At 61.1% G+C, this 15,034-nt stretch carries 21 protein-coding genes; 16 read left to right on the forward strand and 5 right to left on the reverse strand.

The features are described 5' to 3' along the window. The first annotated feature begins 109 nt into the window (after positions 1-109). From K6T36_RS18605 to K6T36_RS18625, 5 genes are all read left to right on the forward strand, one after another. Positions 110-532 carry a DUF8025 family protein gene (locus tag K6T36_RS18605; protein WP_011222452.1) on the forward strand — a complete coding sequence of 141 codons (423 nt, stop codon included), beginning with the start codon at positions 110-112 and terminating at the stop codon, positions 530-532. A gap of 108 nt (positions 533-640) precedes the next feature. Further along, positions 641-1,141 (forward strand): DUF7995 family protein, encoded by a 501-nt coding sequence (locus K6T36_RS18610; protein WP_011222453.1) that lies wholly within the window; start codon positions 641-643, stop codon positions 1,139-1,141. A 6-nt stretch (positions 1,142-1,147) separates the two neighbouring features. Beyond that, positions 1,148-1,513, forward strand: coding sequence for a DUF7568 family protein (locus tag K6T36_RS18615; protein WP_135306299.1), 366 nt, complete (start codon positions 1,148-1,150; stop codon positions 1,511-1,513). 72 nt (positions 1,514-1,585) lie between these two features. After that, positions 1,586-1,981 carry a DUF7567 family protein gene (locus K6T36_RS18620; protein ID WP_011222455.1) on the forward strand — a complete coding sequence of 132 codons (396 nt, stop codon included), beginning with the start codon at positions 1,586-1,588 and terminating at the stop codon, positions 1,979-1,981. Between the two features lie 82 nt (positions 1,982-2,063). Next, positions 2,064-2,639, forward strand: coding sequence for a hypothetical protein (locus K6T36_RS18625; RefSeq protein WP_128904646.1), 576 nt, complete (start codon positions 2,064-2,066; stop codon positions 2,637-2,639). 13 nt (positions 2,640-2,652) lie between these two features. Here K6T36_RS18625 and K6T36_RS18630 read toward each other — a convergent pair whose 3' ends face one another. Then, positions 2,653-4,017 carry a restriction endonuclease gene (locus K6T36_RS18630; RefSeq protein ID WP_128904647.1) on the reverse strand — a complete coding sequence of 455 codons (1,365 nt, stop codon included), beginning with the start codon at positions 4,015-4,017 and terminating at the stop codon, positions 2,653-2,655. Between the two features lie 122 nt (positions 4,018-4,139). Between K6T36_RS18630 and K6T36_RS18635 the strand changes: the two genes are divergently transcribed. The 9 genes from K6T36_RS18635 to K6T36_RS18675 all read left to right on the forward strand — a co-directional run bounded on the left by K6T36_RS18635 (position 4,140) and on the right by K6T36_RS18675 (position 9,063). Then, the gene (locus K6T36_RS18635) at positions 4,140-4,544 is read left to right on the forward strand and encodes a DUF6166 domain-containing protein (protein ID WP_128904648.1); all 405 of its coding nucleotides are present in this window, start codon (positions 4,140-4,142) and stop codon (positions 4,542-4,544) included. 19 nt (positions 4,545-4,563) lie between these two features. Next, positions 4,564-4,842, forward strand: a complete 279-nt coding sequence (locus K6T36_RS18640) for a DUF7389 domain-containing protein (protein WP_128904649.1) — start codon at positions 4,564-4,566, stop codon at positions 4,840-4,842. Positions 4,843-4,881: 39 nt separating this feature from the next. Continuing rightward, on the forward strand, positions 4,882-5,553 hold the full coding sequence (locus K6T36_RS18645; protein ID WP_128904650.1) for an IclR family transcriptional regulator: 672 nt from the start codon (positions 4,882-4,884) through the stop codon (positions 5,551-5,553). A gap of 73 nt (positions 5,554-5,626) precedes the next feature. After that, positions 5,627-5,848 carry a DUF8129 domain-containing protein gene (locus tag K6T36_RS18650; protein ID WP_128904651.1) on the forward strand — a complete coding sequence of 74 codons (222 nt, stop codon included), beginning with the start codon at positions 5,627-5,629 and terminating at the stop codon, positions 5,846-5,848. A gap of 53 nt (positions 5,849-5,901) precedes the next feature. Further along, complete coding sequence (locus K6T36_RS18655; RefSeq protein ID WP_128904652.1) at positions 5,902-6,201, forward strand: hypothetical protein; 300 nt, start codon at positions 5,902-5,904, stop codon at positions 6,199-6,201. A 155-nt stretch (positions 6,202-6,356) separates the two neighbouring features. Next, positions 6,357-7,043, forward strand: a complete 687-nt coding sequence (locus K6T36_RS18660; protein ID WP_128904728.1) for a DUF6166 domain-containing protein — start codon at positions 6,357-6,359, stop codon at positions 7,041-7,043. Continuing rightward, complete coding sequence (locus K6T36_RS18665) at positions 7,043-7,198, forward strand: hypothetical protein (RefSeq protein WP_164932745.1); 156 nt, start codon at positions 7,043-7,045, stop codon at positions 7,196-7,198. The genes K6T36_RS18660 and K6T36_RS18665 overlap by 1 nt, the downstream gene beginning before the upstream one ends. Next, positions 7,195-7,731 (forward strand): hypothetical protein, encoded by a 537-nt coding sequence (locus K6T36_RS18670; protein WP_128904653.1) that lies wholly within the window; start codon positions 7,195-7,197, stop codon positions 7,729-7,731. The genes K6T36_RS18665 and K6T36_RS18670 overlap by 4 nt, the downstream gene beginning before the upstream one ends. Before the next feature lie 171 nt (positions 7,732-7,902). Next, positions 7,903-9,063, forward strand: coding sequence for a hypothetical protein (locus K6T36_RS18675; RefSeq protein WP_128904654.1), 1,161 nt, complete (start codon positions 7,903-7,905; stop codon positions 9,061-9,063). Between the two features lie 42 nt (positions 9,064-9,105). Here the strand turns inward: K6T36_RS18675 and K6T36_RS18680 are convergent, their stop codons facing one another. Both K6T36_RS18680 and K6T36_RS18685 read right to left on the reverse strand, forming a co-directional pair. Next, a complete protein-coding gene (locus K6T36_RS18680) occupies positions 9,106-9,660 on the reverse strand; it encodes a peroxiredoxin (RefSeq protein ID WP_135306298.1) in 555 nt (184 codons plus the stop codon). A 101-nt stretch (positions 9,661-9,761) separates the two neighbouring features. After that, complete coding sequence (locus tag K6T36_RS18685; protein WP_128904656.1) at positions 9,762-10,106, reverse strand: winged helix-turn-helix transcriptional regulator; 345 nt, start codon at positions 10,104-10,106, stop codon at positions 9,762-9,764. A gap of 78 nt (positions 10,107-10,184) precedes the next feature. On the opposite strand from K6T36_RS18685, the gene merA reads away from it, so the two are divergent. Then, a complete protein-coding gene (merA, locus tag K6T36_RS18690; protein ID WP_134671652.1) occupies positions 10,185-11,639 on the forward strand; it encodes a mercury(II) reductase in 1,455 nt (484 codons plus the stop codon). Between the two features lie 2 nt (positions 11,640-11,641). Here merA and K6T36_RS18695 read toward each other — a convergent pair whose 3' ends face one another. Continuing rightward, entirely contained in the window at positions 11,642-12,196 is a 555-nt protein-coding gene (locus K6T36_RS18695) for an ArsR/SmtB family transcription factor (RefSeq protein WP_128904658.1), read from the reverse strand. Positions 12,197-12,327: 131 nt separating this feature from the next. Between K6T36_RS18695 and K6T36_RS18700 the strand changes: the two genes are divergently transcribed. Continuing rightward, on the forward strand, positions 12,328-14,604 hold the full coding sequence (locus K6T36_RS18700) for a heavy metal translocating P-type ATPase (RefSeq protein ID WP_128904659.1): 2,277 nt from the start codon (positions 12,328-12,330) through the stop codon (positions 14,602-14,604). Here the strand turns inward: K6T36_RS18700 and K6T36_RS18705 are convergent. After that, the gene (locus K6T36_RS18705; RefSeq protein WP_128904660.1) at positions 14,601-14,807 is read right to left on the reverse strand and encodes a heavy-metal-associated domain-containing protein; all 207 of its coding nucleotides are present in this window, start codon (positions 14,805-14,807) and stop codon (positions 14,601-14,603) included. The genes K6T36_RS18700 and K6T36_RS18705 overlap by 4 nt on opposite strands. Positions 14,808-15,034: the final 227 nt, after the last annotated feature.

Below are 15,034 nucleotides of genomic sequence, written 5' to 3' on the forward strand. Positions count from 1 at the left end.
GAAGTGCGGGCAGGACGCTCCTCTTTCGCGACTTTCCTGCGCTCTATCGAGACAATTTGCAGTTTGTCTGGGGCAGTAGAGACTGAGCCCCACCGCAGGCTCTGATTTGATGCCCGAGAATCCAGACGACGATCCACTCCACGATTGCGAGTTAAGTCCCGACGCAGTCCTCGGGACGCGCACCTTCCACGATGTCCTGTTCACTGACGATACCGAGACGCCGGTAAACGTGCTCACCGGCGAGACACCCGCACATTCGCAGGCGACCGTCGAGGAAGCGAAGGCGTTCGCTACGAGTATCGATACGGACACACCACAAATCGCGCTCCCGGCCTCTGTCGAGACGCAGATCGAAACCCAGAGCCAACCCTACACGGCGGCCGCGTTCTTCCACTTCAAGGCGACCGGGTCGCTCGAACTGCACCGTGCCTACCACGCCGCCTACGACTCCGACGCGTTCAGCACCGACTTCGAGGCCGACTACGAGTCGGGCGACCTGACGATCACCGTCGAGCAGACTGCCGATTCCTGAACGCGGTCTCCCGAAGCGAGGTTTTTCGAGCGCCGGCGATGGGTGCCGGCGCACCGAGCAGACAGCGCCGAGCGGCGCCCGGTGAGTCGGCACTCCGAGGTGAACCAGATGCATATGGTCATCTACGCGCTGGTGGAAGCACCGACACAGCACGACGCCCTGGTCGAGGGGAAAGCAGTCTTCGACCGTCTCGTCGGCGCGAATCCCCACGGCTGCGCCGTGTTTGATTACTACGTCACGTTCGATGAAGACGACACGACGGTCGCCGGGAAGGCCCGCTGGGGTGACCTGCCGACGGCGGCCCCCATCAACTCAGAGGAGGGCGGTGAACTGCTCGACCGGGCTTGGAAGGCCACGAAAGAGGAGTTTCAGCGGAATCTCGACCGCGTGAAGGAGGCGCTCGACGAGCTCAGCGACGAGGCGATCATGCGCGACGAGGACCTCGCCCGCCACGCGTTCCACCAGGTCGGCGCGTACGAAGGGCCCTCAATCCCGATGTACGACCAGCACGCCCAGGGGATTCGGCATCGAGGCCAGCTCGACCGAGTCCTCGAGGAAGACGAGGACAGCCAGACGCTCTGGATCGTCCCCGCAGACGTTCATTTCTGACCAACGATGCCACGAATCACCAACTGGTCACGAGAGAGTCGCTCACCAACACTCGCGTATCGAAACACCGAGACTGGAGCGCGAGCTGTTCTACACCGGGCGCCGGATTCATACCGGTACAAGTGGCGCGGAGCGATCCTCGTCGACGGCTACCCGATCTGGTCGCGAGGCTTCGAGACGAAGAAGGCGACAACGTTCCGGGATGCGCTTCGGGAGCGGCCAGCGCCCGAACTGAACTGTCCGGAGTGTCCAAACGACGACGTCCTCGTCGGTGAGAAGACAGCTGATGGAGCGACGGTACAGCGCTGGTACGACTGTCCGGACTGTGGGTACGAAGCCCCCTCGCGCATCGTCTACGGCCCTGAACGCTGAGGACGTACACACGCAGGGTGTTTTTCGGCCGGGGCGGAGAGAGTGACCCGGTCGAACCGGGTCGGTCCAACAATGAGTCTCGAAGTACTCGACCGACACAGCGAGGCACTGTTCGAGTTCCTCTGGTGTCCCGTCTGCGGGCAGGAAGTGTTCACCCACATTCCCTTCGAGGGAGTGTTCTGCAAGAACTGTAACACGCAGGTCGTCCTCCAAGAGTCTCGAGAAGACCGTGGCTACGAGGAGGCTGTGCTCGCGTGCTTCGACACCGACTCAACGTGGAACCTTCACGTCGACGAGAAGCTCCGCCGCGACCTGCCTGACGGCTCGGCACGGGCAAAAATCCTCGGTGCACCGGGTGCCTATGAGATCGACTGGTGGAGTCCAGCACCTGGGGAGGATTGGGAGCCGGTCGAGCGTGGTGAATTCGACGACGTGGAGGAACCAGACGAGGTGTCACATCTCGCGTAGCGGATTGCAATCCCGCTACGACTGTGTGGTGTTGTTTCAGCGCCGGCGATGGGTGCCGGCGCACACGCGCCGGCGAGTACCGATGTCGACACGGAGCCAACTCCGATTCGTCCAACGAGTCGAACAGACCGGTGAGACAGATGGCAGCGCCGACCGCGTCGCGCAGGTGTACCGGCATTCGGACGGGTATCCCGGGAGCGTCCTCCGGGATCTCGCACAACTGAAAGAGCTTCTCGATGCGACCCGCGCAGAGCGGGGACCGGGCTACACGGCGGCGACCTTCGTGTTCCTCGACAAGCTCTCGACGGTCGACCTCTACCTGGATGGCGACCCAGAGCGAACGATCGACGCGGCTCAGCCAGCGGATCTCCTCGAGCCGTCCAATATGGAGCACCTGGACCAGCCGCTGTTCCTGCTGGGCCACGGCGTCGAGAATCCGGCCGACGGCATCCACGGCGACGAGGAGTACCTCTACGTCGTCGAACTCCCGACGGAGAACCCGTTCGACGAGCCGACCGAGTGGACAGTCAAAGTGAGCGGTCATTCCGCATTCCCGCGCTGGGATGGGCCGACCGAGGAAGCCTTCGAGCGGGCTAGCTGGCAGTTCCACGGCCCGCTTGAGCACGCGCTCGAAGAGCTGGTCGCTGAGCCGGCGTGAACACCGAGGCCGCTTAGATGATGCCGCCGATGACGAGTAGTCCGACGATGAGCAGCAGCGTCGCGACCACGCTCCCCCCGGCCAGCCACTTGTTCTCCATCGCCTTTTCGTGAAGCGGCATTTCGGCGTACTCCTCGCGGAACGCCTCGAGATTCTCCTCGTCGTAGAAGTACTTCGTCTTCAGCGCGAACCGTTCCGTCACCGCACAGCCCGTACAGATCGACTCACCTTCCAGCCGCTCCGTTTTCGTGTGGCTGGTGCAGGCGATCGCCCCGCAGTTCGGACAGTACGTGTACGTTTCGTCGATGCCGCTCGTGTCACAGTGGACGCACCGATGGATGCCGTCCTCGGCGGTCATTCGTGAGGGGCCCGCCGCGTAGTACTCATAGGGATAGGTGTACTTCTGGTGGTCGGTGGTGTGCCGAACCTCGGGAAGGTACACCGGCTCGATCGACTGGACGGAGATGTCCGAGCGGTTCGGCTCGCAGGTCTTGTTGTAGGTGACGTTGTTGTCGCCGGTGTAGGTGACCGTTTTCGTGTGGTGCTGCTGGAGCCGCTCGACGGCCCACTCCTTGTACTCCGTCTGAGTCTGGCCGAACCGCCGCTCCTCGACGTCGTCGAACACCTCTCCGAACTGCTCGGCGTCGAGATCGACCGTCGCGTGGAGGTTCTCGGTGACCAGCGTCGCGACGTCCTCGTCGACGACCTGCGGCTGCCCGCGTTCGGCGTGGGCAACGAATCGCGTCCGATCGTTAATCCGGTGGATGACGCCCACCGACGTCTCGAAGACGACGTTCGTGTCCGCGGTGACCGCCACCACCGGCCGGAACGTCACCGATGAGTGTGGGTCTGGGAGGTCGGCGGCCTCGATGTTCTCGACGTCGCGGAACGCCTCTTCGACGGCCGCGTCGACGTCGGCGGCCGGGTCGTAGGGACGTAGCGTTTCGTCGCAGAGAATCTCGATGCGACCGTTGTAGAGGTCGAGGCCGATCTCGTCGGCGATCTCCCGGAGGTCCTCGCCATCGAGCAGCTCGATTGGATGGGGGTCGTCGTTCTGCTGGAGGCGGTCGGCGTACTCCTGAGCCGGGTTCGTGAACCGGCCGGTCGTGACGACCATCCCGCGTTTGGGGCCGTCGAAGTCGAAGGTCGCGATTGCTGAGTGGAGCTTCTGGACGACCGGCCGTCCGACCGTCCCCGTGTGCTTGCACTCCACGATGATCGCGCGCCGGGTGCCGTCGACGACCTCCTCCATAATAACGTCGCGACCCTCGTCGGCGGTTCGGTCGGCCTGACGGACGTTCTCGTAGCCGAGATTGCGGAAGACATCCTCTATTACGTCCTCGAACTCGAACCCTGAGAGGTCGTCCAGTACAGCCATTCCGATATACCTGGACAGTACGTTGCAACTGTCAAATACGTTGCCGAACGCTTCGCCGTCCTGTTTATGAACCCCCGAGAGGGGTGCGGGGGTGATCAAACGAGCCTCCCGCGAACCAACCTATGAGTGGAATCAGCGACCCACGCTCACACGTACAGTCACGGACCACGGCTGATCCCGACGTCATTTACGTCGGTTACCGTCGTCGAGGCCGCGCCATCGTCGAGAAGCAATCAGACCAACAACAGCTCACGCCAGAGCGGAGTCTCGAGCTGGCAAATCACAGTCCTTCGGGCTTCGAATGGGGATATGGTGGCAGCGGGCCGGCCCAACTCGCACTCGCCCTCCTGCTCGATTACACCGACGATGAGGAGGTAGCGCTTTCGGAGTACAAGGCGTTCAAGACCGAAGTAGTGAGCCAGCTAGAGTGTACAGGACCCGACGGCTGCTGGCGACTCACCGGACGCGAGATAGATGCTACCCTTCATGAGATAGTCGACGACCCAGTTGCACCGTCCGTCAACTAACGATCACAGAGCGCAATCAATGTCAGAACACACTCAGCAGCCTCGTGTGGACTCAGAATCGCAACAGAACCGTGAGCGTCAGGTGCCAACCGAGTACGTCGAGCGAAGCGATGTCGGCGTCTCACTCACCGTCAAACTCACTCGCGGTACTGGCACCCGCGATCAAGACAAGATCACGGCCAAAGTGAAGGGTAAGACGCTCGAAGACGCCCGCGAGGATATGGAAACCCTCCGCGAGTATATCCACGACCTCGCTGAGGACACTCGCCAGATCCAGCCAGCCGACCCACACGAATAGTACTTTTTTGACTATTGCACAGAATTGTGTAGCCGCAGGATGTACGAAGTGTGCGGTGAGAAGGAACTCAAGGTTATCCTCGCGCTTGATCCAGGCGATTCCATCTCAGGCGTCGCGCGGAAGATCGACGAGAACCGGGAGACGATCCGTCGCGTCGTGAATAGCCTCGAGGAGGCGGGATACGTCGCGTACGACGATGGGCTTCATCTCATCGATCAGACGCTCCGAGACGCCGGTCTCGAGTTCCTGACAGCGTCAGCGGACATCTCGCCGCCGTCAATCTCAGAAGCCTATGTCCTCCCGCAGTTCACGGGGATGGAGTATGCATACACTGGCATCGATGCGGTCTACGTCTGGACTCGCGGTGGCTACCAGGTCGCTCGCGACCCAGAGGACTATCCGCTGTTCATCGCCGTCCACGAGTCTGACCTCGATGCCTGGACGGCGTTCTTCGATCGGTTCGAAATCCCGACTGCGGAAGAACGCCTGCCTGCTGCCGACCTCGATGGTTCGATACAGGTGGTACTCAAGCCGCGGCCACAGATCGAGGCCGAGATGGTCGACGGACGGCCTGTCATCCCACTCGAAGAAACTGTGGCGTTCGCAAACGAGCACTACGCGCACTTCCAGTCAGCGCTCGACATGCTCGGCCGTATGTACGACAGCGTCGACACTGACGCGAACTACCGCCAAACTGACGTGGAGTTCTGACAGGAGATTTCTTCGACTGGGAGGGGCCTGGCCGCTGTTTGTTGCCGCCTTGAGAGAGCGGAGGCGAACAAAAATGAGCGATTCGTCAGATCTATCCGTCGAATCAGACGCTCTCACACCGAAACAGCGTCTCGAACCGCCAAATACCCGTCTCATCAATGCTGGTATCGCGACGATTCATGACATGGAGACGCTGCGAGCCTGCGTCGCCTACGAGAATGCGAATCAGCAACGGATCCCGATTCTTCGCCGGCTCAAAGATCGGGCCAGCGAAATTCGCGCAGAAGACAATTGACGCAGCACTCGGGGATGTCTGTCGGAGCCTCGGTGGGTGGAGGCTCGAATGAGATGAGCGATCAAGCCGAGATCGAAATTCAACGACAGACCGCATTCGGCGACGATGGCCAACTCGAAGTAACTGAAACGAGCGTCGAGACCTCACTCGAGGACTTCGGTGCTGACGTGGATCATCGCGACCGGGATTCACGTCTTGATCGGCCCGAGGCCAGTGTGTTCGGCGTCGACGATCGACCCGCAGTTGAGCAATCAACCGAAGGAGATCAGTCAACACTCTTCGCTGATACGGACGAGGATCAGCAGACCCTCGCTGGCGACGATGCAGCCGCTCGCTGTCTATTCGAAGAATAAACAGTCCCTATTGATTAGTTATCTGTAGAAATGTTATAGTTTGAACTATAATAGTCTGAGTTCTAACTTTGAAGCGACGCTGAGGGGTTAATAGCCGGTGGTAGTTTTTCGACCCCCAGCAGGGTGCGGGGAATCCGAACGCCCGCATGCAACCGATGGAGATGAATTCGACTACCGACCCACGAGCAGTCGTACAGGATGCGAGTGAGCGATGGCAGGCGAGTGCAGACTGCGTTGAGTACGTCGGAATGCGTGTCGACGGAACGCCAGTGGTCCTGAACCTCACCGCACACGAACGCCTCTCCCCAAATCGAAGTCTCGGTCTCGTGCGGCATAGCCCGGCGGAATTCGACTGGGGCTATACGGGAAGCGGACCGGCACAGCTCGCCTGTGTGCTCCTCCTCGATTACACCGACAACGAAACTGTCGCCCAGCAACACTACATCCAGTTCCGCAACGACGTGGTCAGTCAGCTGGTGTGTGATGGCCCGGCCGACTGCTGGCACCTCACCGGGGAGGATATCGAGGCGGCACTCGCCGAATTCGAAGAGTACCGAGCACTCACGCCAGATGGTGGGGCGCCGTCATCGTCACTGCCGGCGAATTGGAGTGCGGTGAGCCGGACAGATCGGACAGTCTTCCAACGTCGAGATATCGACCACTACGTCGTCCGCGCCAAAGGGAGCGAAGAGTGGTTGATCATACTTTGTGCGCAGGGGGACCGGGCGTATCCCGCCCCGCTTGACCATCGAACACTTCCGGTCGAGAACGACCCTGTCTCTGCCGTTCAGGCACTCGTCGCTGAGAGTAACGACCTCGTCGAGCCAGAGGAGGCCAACTGATGGAGAAATTCCGACTTTCGCGAGCAACGTACCAGCTCATCGAACGCGCTGTCACGGCGCTGGAGTGCATCGGCCGAGAACTCAAGCGATACAACGACCGGCACGAGCGAATAGCTGGGAAAGACACAGACGAGACGAATCCCGGCGAATCATGACTGGCGAAGCGACGCTTGATGACTTCGAGAGCGAGACATCATCCGGAGAGTCCGGCTCGCTCTCACTGGAAGAGCGACTCCTCACCCCGATCTCGCCGTCAGTGGGACTTCGGCTGATTCCCGGTCGTGGTGATCCGCTCTATCTCCAGAACCGGGGCACTGAGCGGTATCTGTTCCGCGACGAGCACAACCGATGGTTCATCCTTCAACCCTCGGCGAAGGACTCAGAAGAGGCGTTCGTCCGCTGGGTGTATCTCCCAGCAGACCGGCCCGAACGGCTGGCACAGTCGGCGCTTCGTCGACGGACAGTGATCGGCTATGATTACGTTCAGCGGTCGGCCGCACCAGATCCAGTCAGATCGACGGTGACGGCGATGTTCGTCACGGAACCGTGGTCCGACACCGCCTACGAGTGTGGGTCGTGTGAGGCGCTGTTCGACACGGCACAAGAGCACGCCCTGCACTGCTGGGACGCACATCCGTGGGTGCCGAATCCTGAACAGGTGCGCCGTCGACGCCACGCCGACGAGTGAATTGAAGAGCCGAAGCCAGGTGTCGAGACCGTCCAGATGTTTAACCAACAGTACTGGATTCGTGGGCGGGGCGTTGGTTAAGAGTGGTTGTTTTTGCGCCCGTGAGAGGGGCGCAGGGCGCGTGATGAGAGCGCCGTCGCGAGCGACGAATTCGATTTCGAGGTGACTGCAATGAAAGACCCAGAATCCAGAACCGTGTTCGCTGGCGTCGACGGACGAACCGATACAGAACTACCCGACTGGTACCGCCGGAAGAAAACGGTCGACGAACCGAAGTCCTTCGCCGAGACGATTCGTGACCTCCCGCAGGCCGTCGAGACGACAGTCGCATACCGGAATCCCTACTCCGACGAGTGGGTCGAAACGGAGCGCTTCAACGCCCTGGTCGAGCCGACAAGAGCGCGCGACCACGCGACAGACGGCGAGCCCGACGCAGACCCACTATTTCACGTCCCCACGGACAGTTACGCGATCATCAACCCGGTGGATGTGTACAGGCCCTTGGAAGAGGTCCTTCGCGAGGAGACCATCGACGGGTCGCCGCTCGGGAACGTGATGTTCGGCGAGATCCGGCGCTACCGGGGCGGCGGCGAGGTCCATATGGACGTGATGTTCGACGGCCTCGAAGTCCGGCTGCCCGGGCGGTCAGACCCGATCACGATGGGCGTGACCTCCGGCTACGACTTCTTCGGTGAGCACGCCGTCTACGTCGAGGGATTCGCTCAGGACGGGTACTGCTCGAATTCGATGCGCTCGCTCACCGACAAGGAAGTCATCAAGCACGTCGGGGACGTTCGGGACTTCCGGACCTGGTGGGAGGAGATTCTCGCCCAGGTCGAACTCGTCGCCGACGACCTCTTCGAATTCATCCGAGATGCGCAGGAGATCGATCTCGAGTTCTCCGAGCTCCCGTTCACCGTCACCGAGTTTTACAGCCTGCTGGGATTCCCGGACTATCTCGCAGAGCGTGCTGCCGAGGATGCCGAGGCGAACGCTGCGTCGCCGTTCGAGATCGATATGTGGACGCTGCACTCCGGCGCGACGTACGCGCTCACTCACTTCTTCCAGGGCAAGGAGGGTGCGTCGCTGGACGGCTACGTCCGCACGGCCAACGACATCCTGTTCAACCCCGAGGGTACCATCGAGCGCGTCGAGCGAGCCTACGAGGAGCAGCTCGAGGCGGACGGCGACGACGGGTCGCAGGCGTCGCTCGCCGGCGAGCGTGCGCTCGCGAGCATCGAGCGCGTCAGCGATGATCTACAGGAGAAGGTCGACCAGTTCGAGGAGCGTGAAGATGCGCTGCGTGAGCGGTTCCAAGAGGCGATGGGCTGATTGTCGGAGCGGCGTTCACTGAAACTGTCCTCAAACAGCCGTTTACGTGAGCGGTTCCGGTTCCTCGTTATATTCGACGACTAATTCGACATCATCAGGACCGAATTCATCGCGTTCCGCTTCCAGCGTATCAAGAGCGTCTTTAACCGGGAAGAAATCCGGCTTCTCGAGTGCATCTTCTGTGGCCCAAGCGTATCGAATCGTTTGCTCCGAATCGATGAGGAACACGGCACGCTGTGGAACGCGCTCGTGGTTCTCCCATTCGTCATAACAGACATCATATGACTCGGCAACCCGCCCGGAACTATCACTAAGTAACGGGAAATTGATGCCGTATTCCTCGGCGAATGCTCGGTGGGCGTAGATGCTGTCCCCAGAAATTGCCCAGACATCGAGCGCCGGCGTCAGCTGAAACCACTCTGCATCGCGGATCGCACACAGTTCGTTTGTACAAACAGGACTGAAATCAAATGGGTAAAAAACTAGCAACGCAGCCCGATCATCCGCAGTTGTCTCATCCAAGCTGTACTCGGTTTGTTCTCCGTCACGGAGACCTGGAAGAGTGAATGACGGTGCAGACGCTCCCTCGTTTATCATGCGTCACAGTAGCACACGAAGAAAGGATAGTCTTGGGGCTAACACCCCCACCTGAATGGAGTAGCCTCAAATGTGGGATGAAATTCACTGGAATCCGTACGTCAGGAGTTCGCCGTCGCCCACTCAAGAAGGGGTTCTAATCTCGAACGAATCTCATCCCCTTCGTCAGTTAGCGCGTATTCGACGCGTGGCGGAATTTCGTTGTACTGCGTCCGTGAGACGATCCCTGCCTCCTCGAATTCGTCGAGGCGTTTCGAGATTGTCGACGTGCTCGCTGTAGGGAGGTGCGCCTCGATCTCCGCGAACCGCAGCGAATCGTGTGCGCCGATGATACTGACGAGTTGCATCGCGTATTTTCGGCTCAACGTGTCGATAACTCCTGTGAGCGGACAATAGCACGTCCCCTCAACATCGCACGTTGGCGCCGGTGAAGTAGTATCTGCCATAGCTTCGTGGCCTCCAACCTACTCTATAGCTTCGGACTCTGGAGTATAAGAACTTCCCGTCGTAAAGTTTCGGTATAGATGACTCACACATCCGACTATGATCTCGTGATTCTCGGCGGTGGCGCCGCAGCTTTCGCCGCGATCACTGAAGCGAGCCGACGGGACCTCTCGACGGCGATGGTGAACACCGGCTTGCCCATCGGCGGAACCTGCGTGAACGTCGGCTGTGTCCCGAGTAAGCATCTGCTTGCCGTCGCCGAGAGCGGCGCTGCAGCGTCGGAGAATCCCTTCGACGCCGTTCGATACCCTGAGGAACCGACTGTCGACTGGGCCGACGCACTCGACGGGACCGACGACCTCGTCGAGGGATTCCGGCGGGAGAATTACGTCGATGTCGCCGAGCACTTCGAGACCGACATCTACGAGGGGTACGGCCAGCTGGTCGACGACACAACCATCGAGGTCGTCGACGGCGCCGACGAGGGCGCGCGCATTACTGGAGAGAAGGCGCTCGTCGCGACTGGCAGTTCACCGTGGGCGCCGCCCATCGACGGCCTCGAGGAGGTCGATTACTACACGAGCGAAACCATCCTCGAGGAGCGCGACCTCCCCGAGAGTATCCTAATGCTCGGTGGTGGGTACATCGCGCTGGAGTGGGGCCAGATCCTCCACCGTGTCGGCGTCGACGTGACGATTCTCCAGCGCTCCGAGCGCGTCCTCTCGGACATGGAAGGCCAACTTGGTCGCGAGATGCAGCGTGCATTCGATGAGGAAGGCATCGAGATACTCACCGATAACGACTTCCGGCGCGTCCGCAGGCCAGCAGCTGACGGCGGCGCCGAAGCGATCCAGTCGGGCGTCGCCGTCGAAACAACCGTCGACGGCACTGAGCGAACGGTCACCGGCGACGCGCTGTTCGTCGCGACCGGGGTCCAGCCCAACAGCGAGGAGATCAGTCTCGAAACGGTAGGGGTCGAAACGAACCCCGATGGAACGATTCGTGTCGACGAGTACTTCCAGACGACGAATCCCGACATCTACGCGGCGGGCGACGTGATCGGCGAGCCCGAACTGGAGACGGTCGCCGCCAAGGAGGGCAATCACGCCGTCAAGAATGCCTTCGGCAACGAGGGCGTCAGCATCGACTACGATGCAGTCCCCGCAGTCGTGTTCACCAGCCCCGAAGTCGCCGCCGTCGGGACGACCGAACTCGAGTATATGGACGAGCACGGCACCTGTTCGTGCCGGACCGTCCAGATGGCGGACGTGCCGCGGGCGAAAGCCGTGAAGAATACTGACGGCCTCGTCCAGGTCGTCAAACACCACGAGACCGACGAAATCGTCGGTGTCCACATGGTCGGGCCGCGTGCCGCCGACATGATTATGGAAGCCACGCTGGCTGTGAGGTTCGGACTGACCGTCGACGACATCATCGATACTGTCCACCCGTTCCCGACGTTCTCCGAGGCGTTCAAGCAGGCCTGTCAGGCGTTCCGTCGGGATACGTCCAAAATGAGCTGCTGTATCGAGTGAGGTCAGTCGTCGGTCGAGAACACGTCCTCGAGCGTGCCGCTCTCGCCCAGTTCGATGAGGGCACGGTTCAAAAGTTCGCGAACGATGAACTCCTCGTAGTGCTGGGTATCGCAGTATTCACAGGGTTTCATCTCGCGGGCGACCGCCTCGATCTCAGTACCGTGGTCCGCGTACAACGTCTCGATGAGGGATGTCAGCTCCTCGGATGCGGTGGACTGCGCCCCTGCAAGGGTTTCGTCGGCACCCTCCGGGAGCTCGTACGAGAAGACTCGCGTGTTCGACTTGTAGTACTTCCGCGTCCCCCCACCAGCTTCCTCGAGACGGGCGATCTCAACCATCCCCGCGTCCTTCAGGACATTCACGTGGTGGCGGACCGTTGTTTCCGCCTTCTCCTCGCCGCGACGATGCAGTTCGTCGTGAATCTCCTCGATCGTCAGTTCATCGGTCGCGAGCATATCGAGGATCTTCGCCCGGACGTCGTTCTCCAGCGCCTTCGCTTTTTCCGGGTCTGTCGTCACGACTTCGCGGATCGGCACATCAGATTCGAGGAGCGCCATTCTTGTGAGGAGATAGGCGAACAACGACAGTAAGAGTAACGCCACTCTCCCGACATCGGTATTAGGACTTTGATACCGCTATAATTATTGTCGTAATGATTTTCCGCGTCGCGCGATAACCACCACTCACGATGGGAACGACACACGAACAATTCAACGTCGGGGGAATGTCCTGCTCGTTCTGTGCCGAGAGCATCGAGAAGGCCTACGCCCGGACCGACGGCGTCGAGGACGTCGACGTGAGTCTCGCCCACGAGGAGGTACTCGTCCAGTACGACGATGACCGCCTGAGCGAGGTGGCGGTGAAGGACACACTCCGGGACCTCGGCTACACCATCCGAGATCCGGACAAGGCAAAACGATACGAGCAGCAGCAGGCCGAACTCACCGACGGGAAGCGGCGTCTCCTCATCGCTGGCGGCGCATCTCTCGTTGTCGCAGCCCTGATGGGGTGGATGATTCTCGTAATGGGACGCTTCGAGTCGGCATCGCTCGCGATGGACCTGGTGACGCTGGGGCTAGCGCTCGGGACGATGTTCGGTCCCGGGCGCTACATCAAACAGAAGGCGTTCCAGAGCCTTCGTCGGAGGATCTTCAACCAGCACGTCCTCCTAGAAGCGGGCGCCTTCGCCGGGCTCCTCGGGGGGTTACTCGGCCTGTTTGTCTTCCCGAGCTTCCCGACCGTCCACTTCTTCGCCGTCGCCGTGTTCATCACCACCTACCACATCCTCTCGGAGTACACCAGCCTCATCGTCCGCACGCGGGCTTCCCAAGCCGTCCAAGGCCTTCTCGACCTCCAGCCCGACACGGCACGCCGCGTCAGTGATGACGGTGACGTCGAGGAAGTCCCCCTCGACGACCTCAACGTCGGCGACTACGTCCGGGTCAAGCCTGGCGAGAACATCCCCGTCGATGGGATGGTCGTCGAGGGAGAGTCCACGGTCGACGAGTCGGTTGCCACCGGTGAGTCCATCCCCGAGGAGAAAACGGTCGGCGACACGGTGATCGGTGGCAGCGTCAACGAGACCGGGACGCTGCTTATCGAGGTGACTGCAACCGGGGAGGACGCGTTCCTGAATCAGGTGGCACGCGAGATCGAGGAGGCGCGGGCGATGAAACCCGGCATTATCCAGCTCGCCGACCGCGTCCTCAAGTACTTCGTCCCAGGCGTCTTGACGATTGCCGCGCTCTCGTTCCTCTTCTGGGTGGTCGCACCGCTCGCGTGGGGGGCAGACCCCAATGTCCAGCGAGGGGCGTTCGCAGCGCTGGCGGTCCTCGTCCTCGGCTATCCGTGTGCGCTTGGGATGGCAACACCGCTCGCCCTGATTCGGGGTGGCGGGAAGGCAGCGAACCGTGGCATCTTGATGCGCTCCGGCGACGCCTTCCAGATTTTCCCCGACGTCGACCACATCGTGCTGGACAAGACCGGCACGATCACCGTCGGCGAACCCGCCGTCAGTGCGGTCGTCGGGTTCAACGCCGACGAGGAAGACGTACTCGCGACGGCGGCCAGCGCGGAGGCCTTCTCCGAACACCCGCTCGCCGATGCGATCCTCGAGTTCGCTGACGAGCGAGATGTCGAGTACGCGGATCCCGACGTCTTTGACTCGGTGACCGGCAAGGGCGTCCGAGCGATCGTCGGCAGCGACGACGTGTTGGTCGGGAAACCCGGATGGCTCAGCGATGAGGGGATTGACCTTTCGAAGAGGAGCGACGATATTGAGCGACTTCAGGGCCGCGGCCTCACCGTTGCCGGAGTTGTTCGTCACGGTGACCTACTCGGCCTGATCGGCATCGGTGACGAAATCAAAGCAGACGCCGCCGAGACCATCCGGCGGATTCGCGACGCCGGCATTACGCCCGTGATGATCACCGGGGACAACGAGCGCACCGCGAACGCGGTCGCCGAGGAGGTCAGTATCGACCGCGTCATGGCCGACGTGTTGCCCGACGAGAAACGCGAGGAGATCGGTCGCCTGCAGGAAGCCGGCCACCGCGTGGCGATGGTCGGCGACGGCATCAACGACGCGCCGGCACTCACACAGGCGGACATCGGCATCGCCATCGGCGCCGGGACCGACATCGCCATCGAATCGGCGGACATCGTCCTGATGGGTGACCGGCTCGGCGGCGTGATGGACGCCTATGAGATCGGGAACGAGAGCTATCGAAAGACTCGCCAGAATCTCGTGACGGCCTTTGCGTTCAACGGCATCGGCGTCGCCGCCGCGACCACGGGGCTCGTTCACCCGGTGTTCGCGATGCTTGCGATGGTGTTGTCCGTCTCGGCCGTCCTCGCCAACAGCTTCGCTGGTCAGCTCCTCTCCGGTGAGGGTGTCAACACCGAATTCGCTCTCAAAGAACGCACCGACGGCGAGCGTGGAGACGGCCGAGTGACAGCCGATTAAGCCTTTACGTCATAGCCAGCCTGTTCGATTGCCGCGTTCACGTCGTCGTCTGAGACTCCATCCTTGAGGACGACGTCGACCGTGTCAGCGTCGTGGTCGGCCTCGACCCGATTTACACCATCGAGGTTTCGCAGGGCGGTCTCCACGTTCTGTTCGCACCCGTTGCACGACATCCCGATGACGGCGATCGTCTTTCGCTCCATACGGGCCTGTAAACACTCGCGGGGGATGACCATTACGGTAACTGTTGTATCGGTTTTATCTCTATTAGAGGCGGGGCGTCATCGTCCGGAGAGTTGTTTGTGTCGGCCCCAAAGGGGTGGAGGCTCTTCGAGAGGAGGGGACCACTGACGACGAAGAGTAAGTCCTGTCCTTAACCAACAATCCCCGCATAAGTTTCCCTGTTGTTGGTTAACAGACTGTACCTCGG

Origin of the sequence: Halobaculum roseum, assembly GCF_019880245.1 — an archaeon.
Taxonomy (GTDB): domain Archaea; phylum Halobacteriota; class Halobacteria; order Halobacteriales; family Haloferacaceae; genus Halobaculum; species Halobaculum roseum.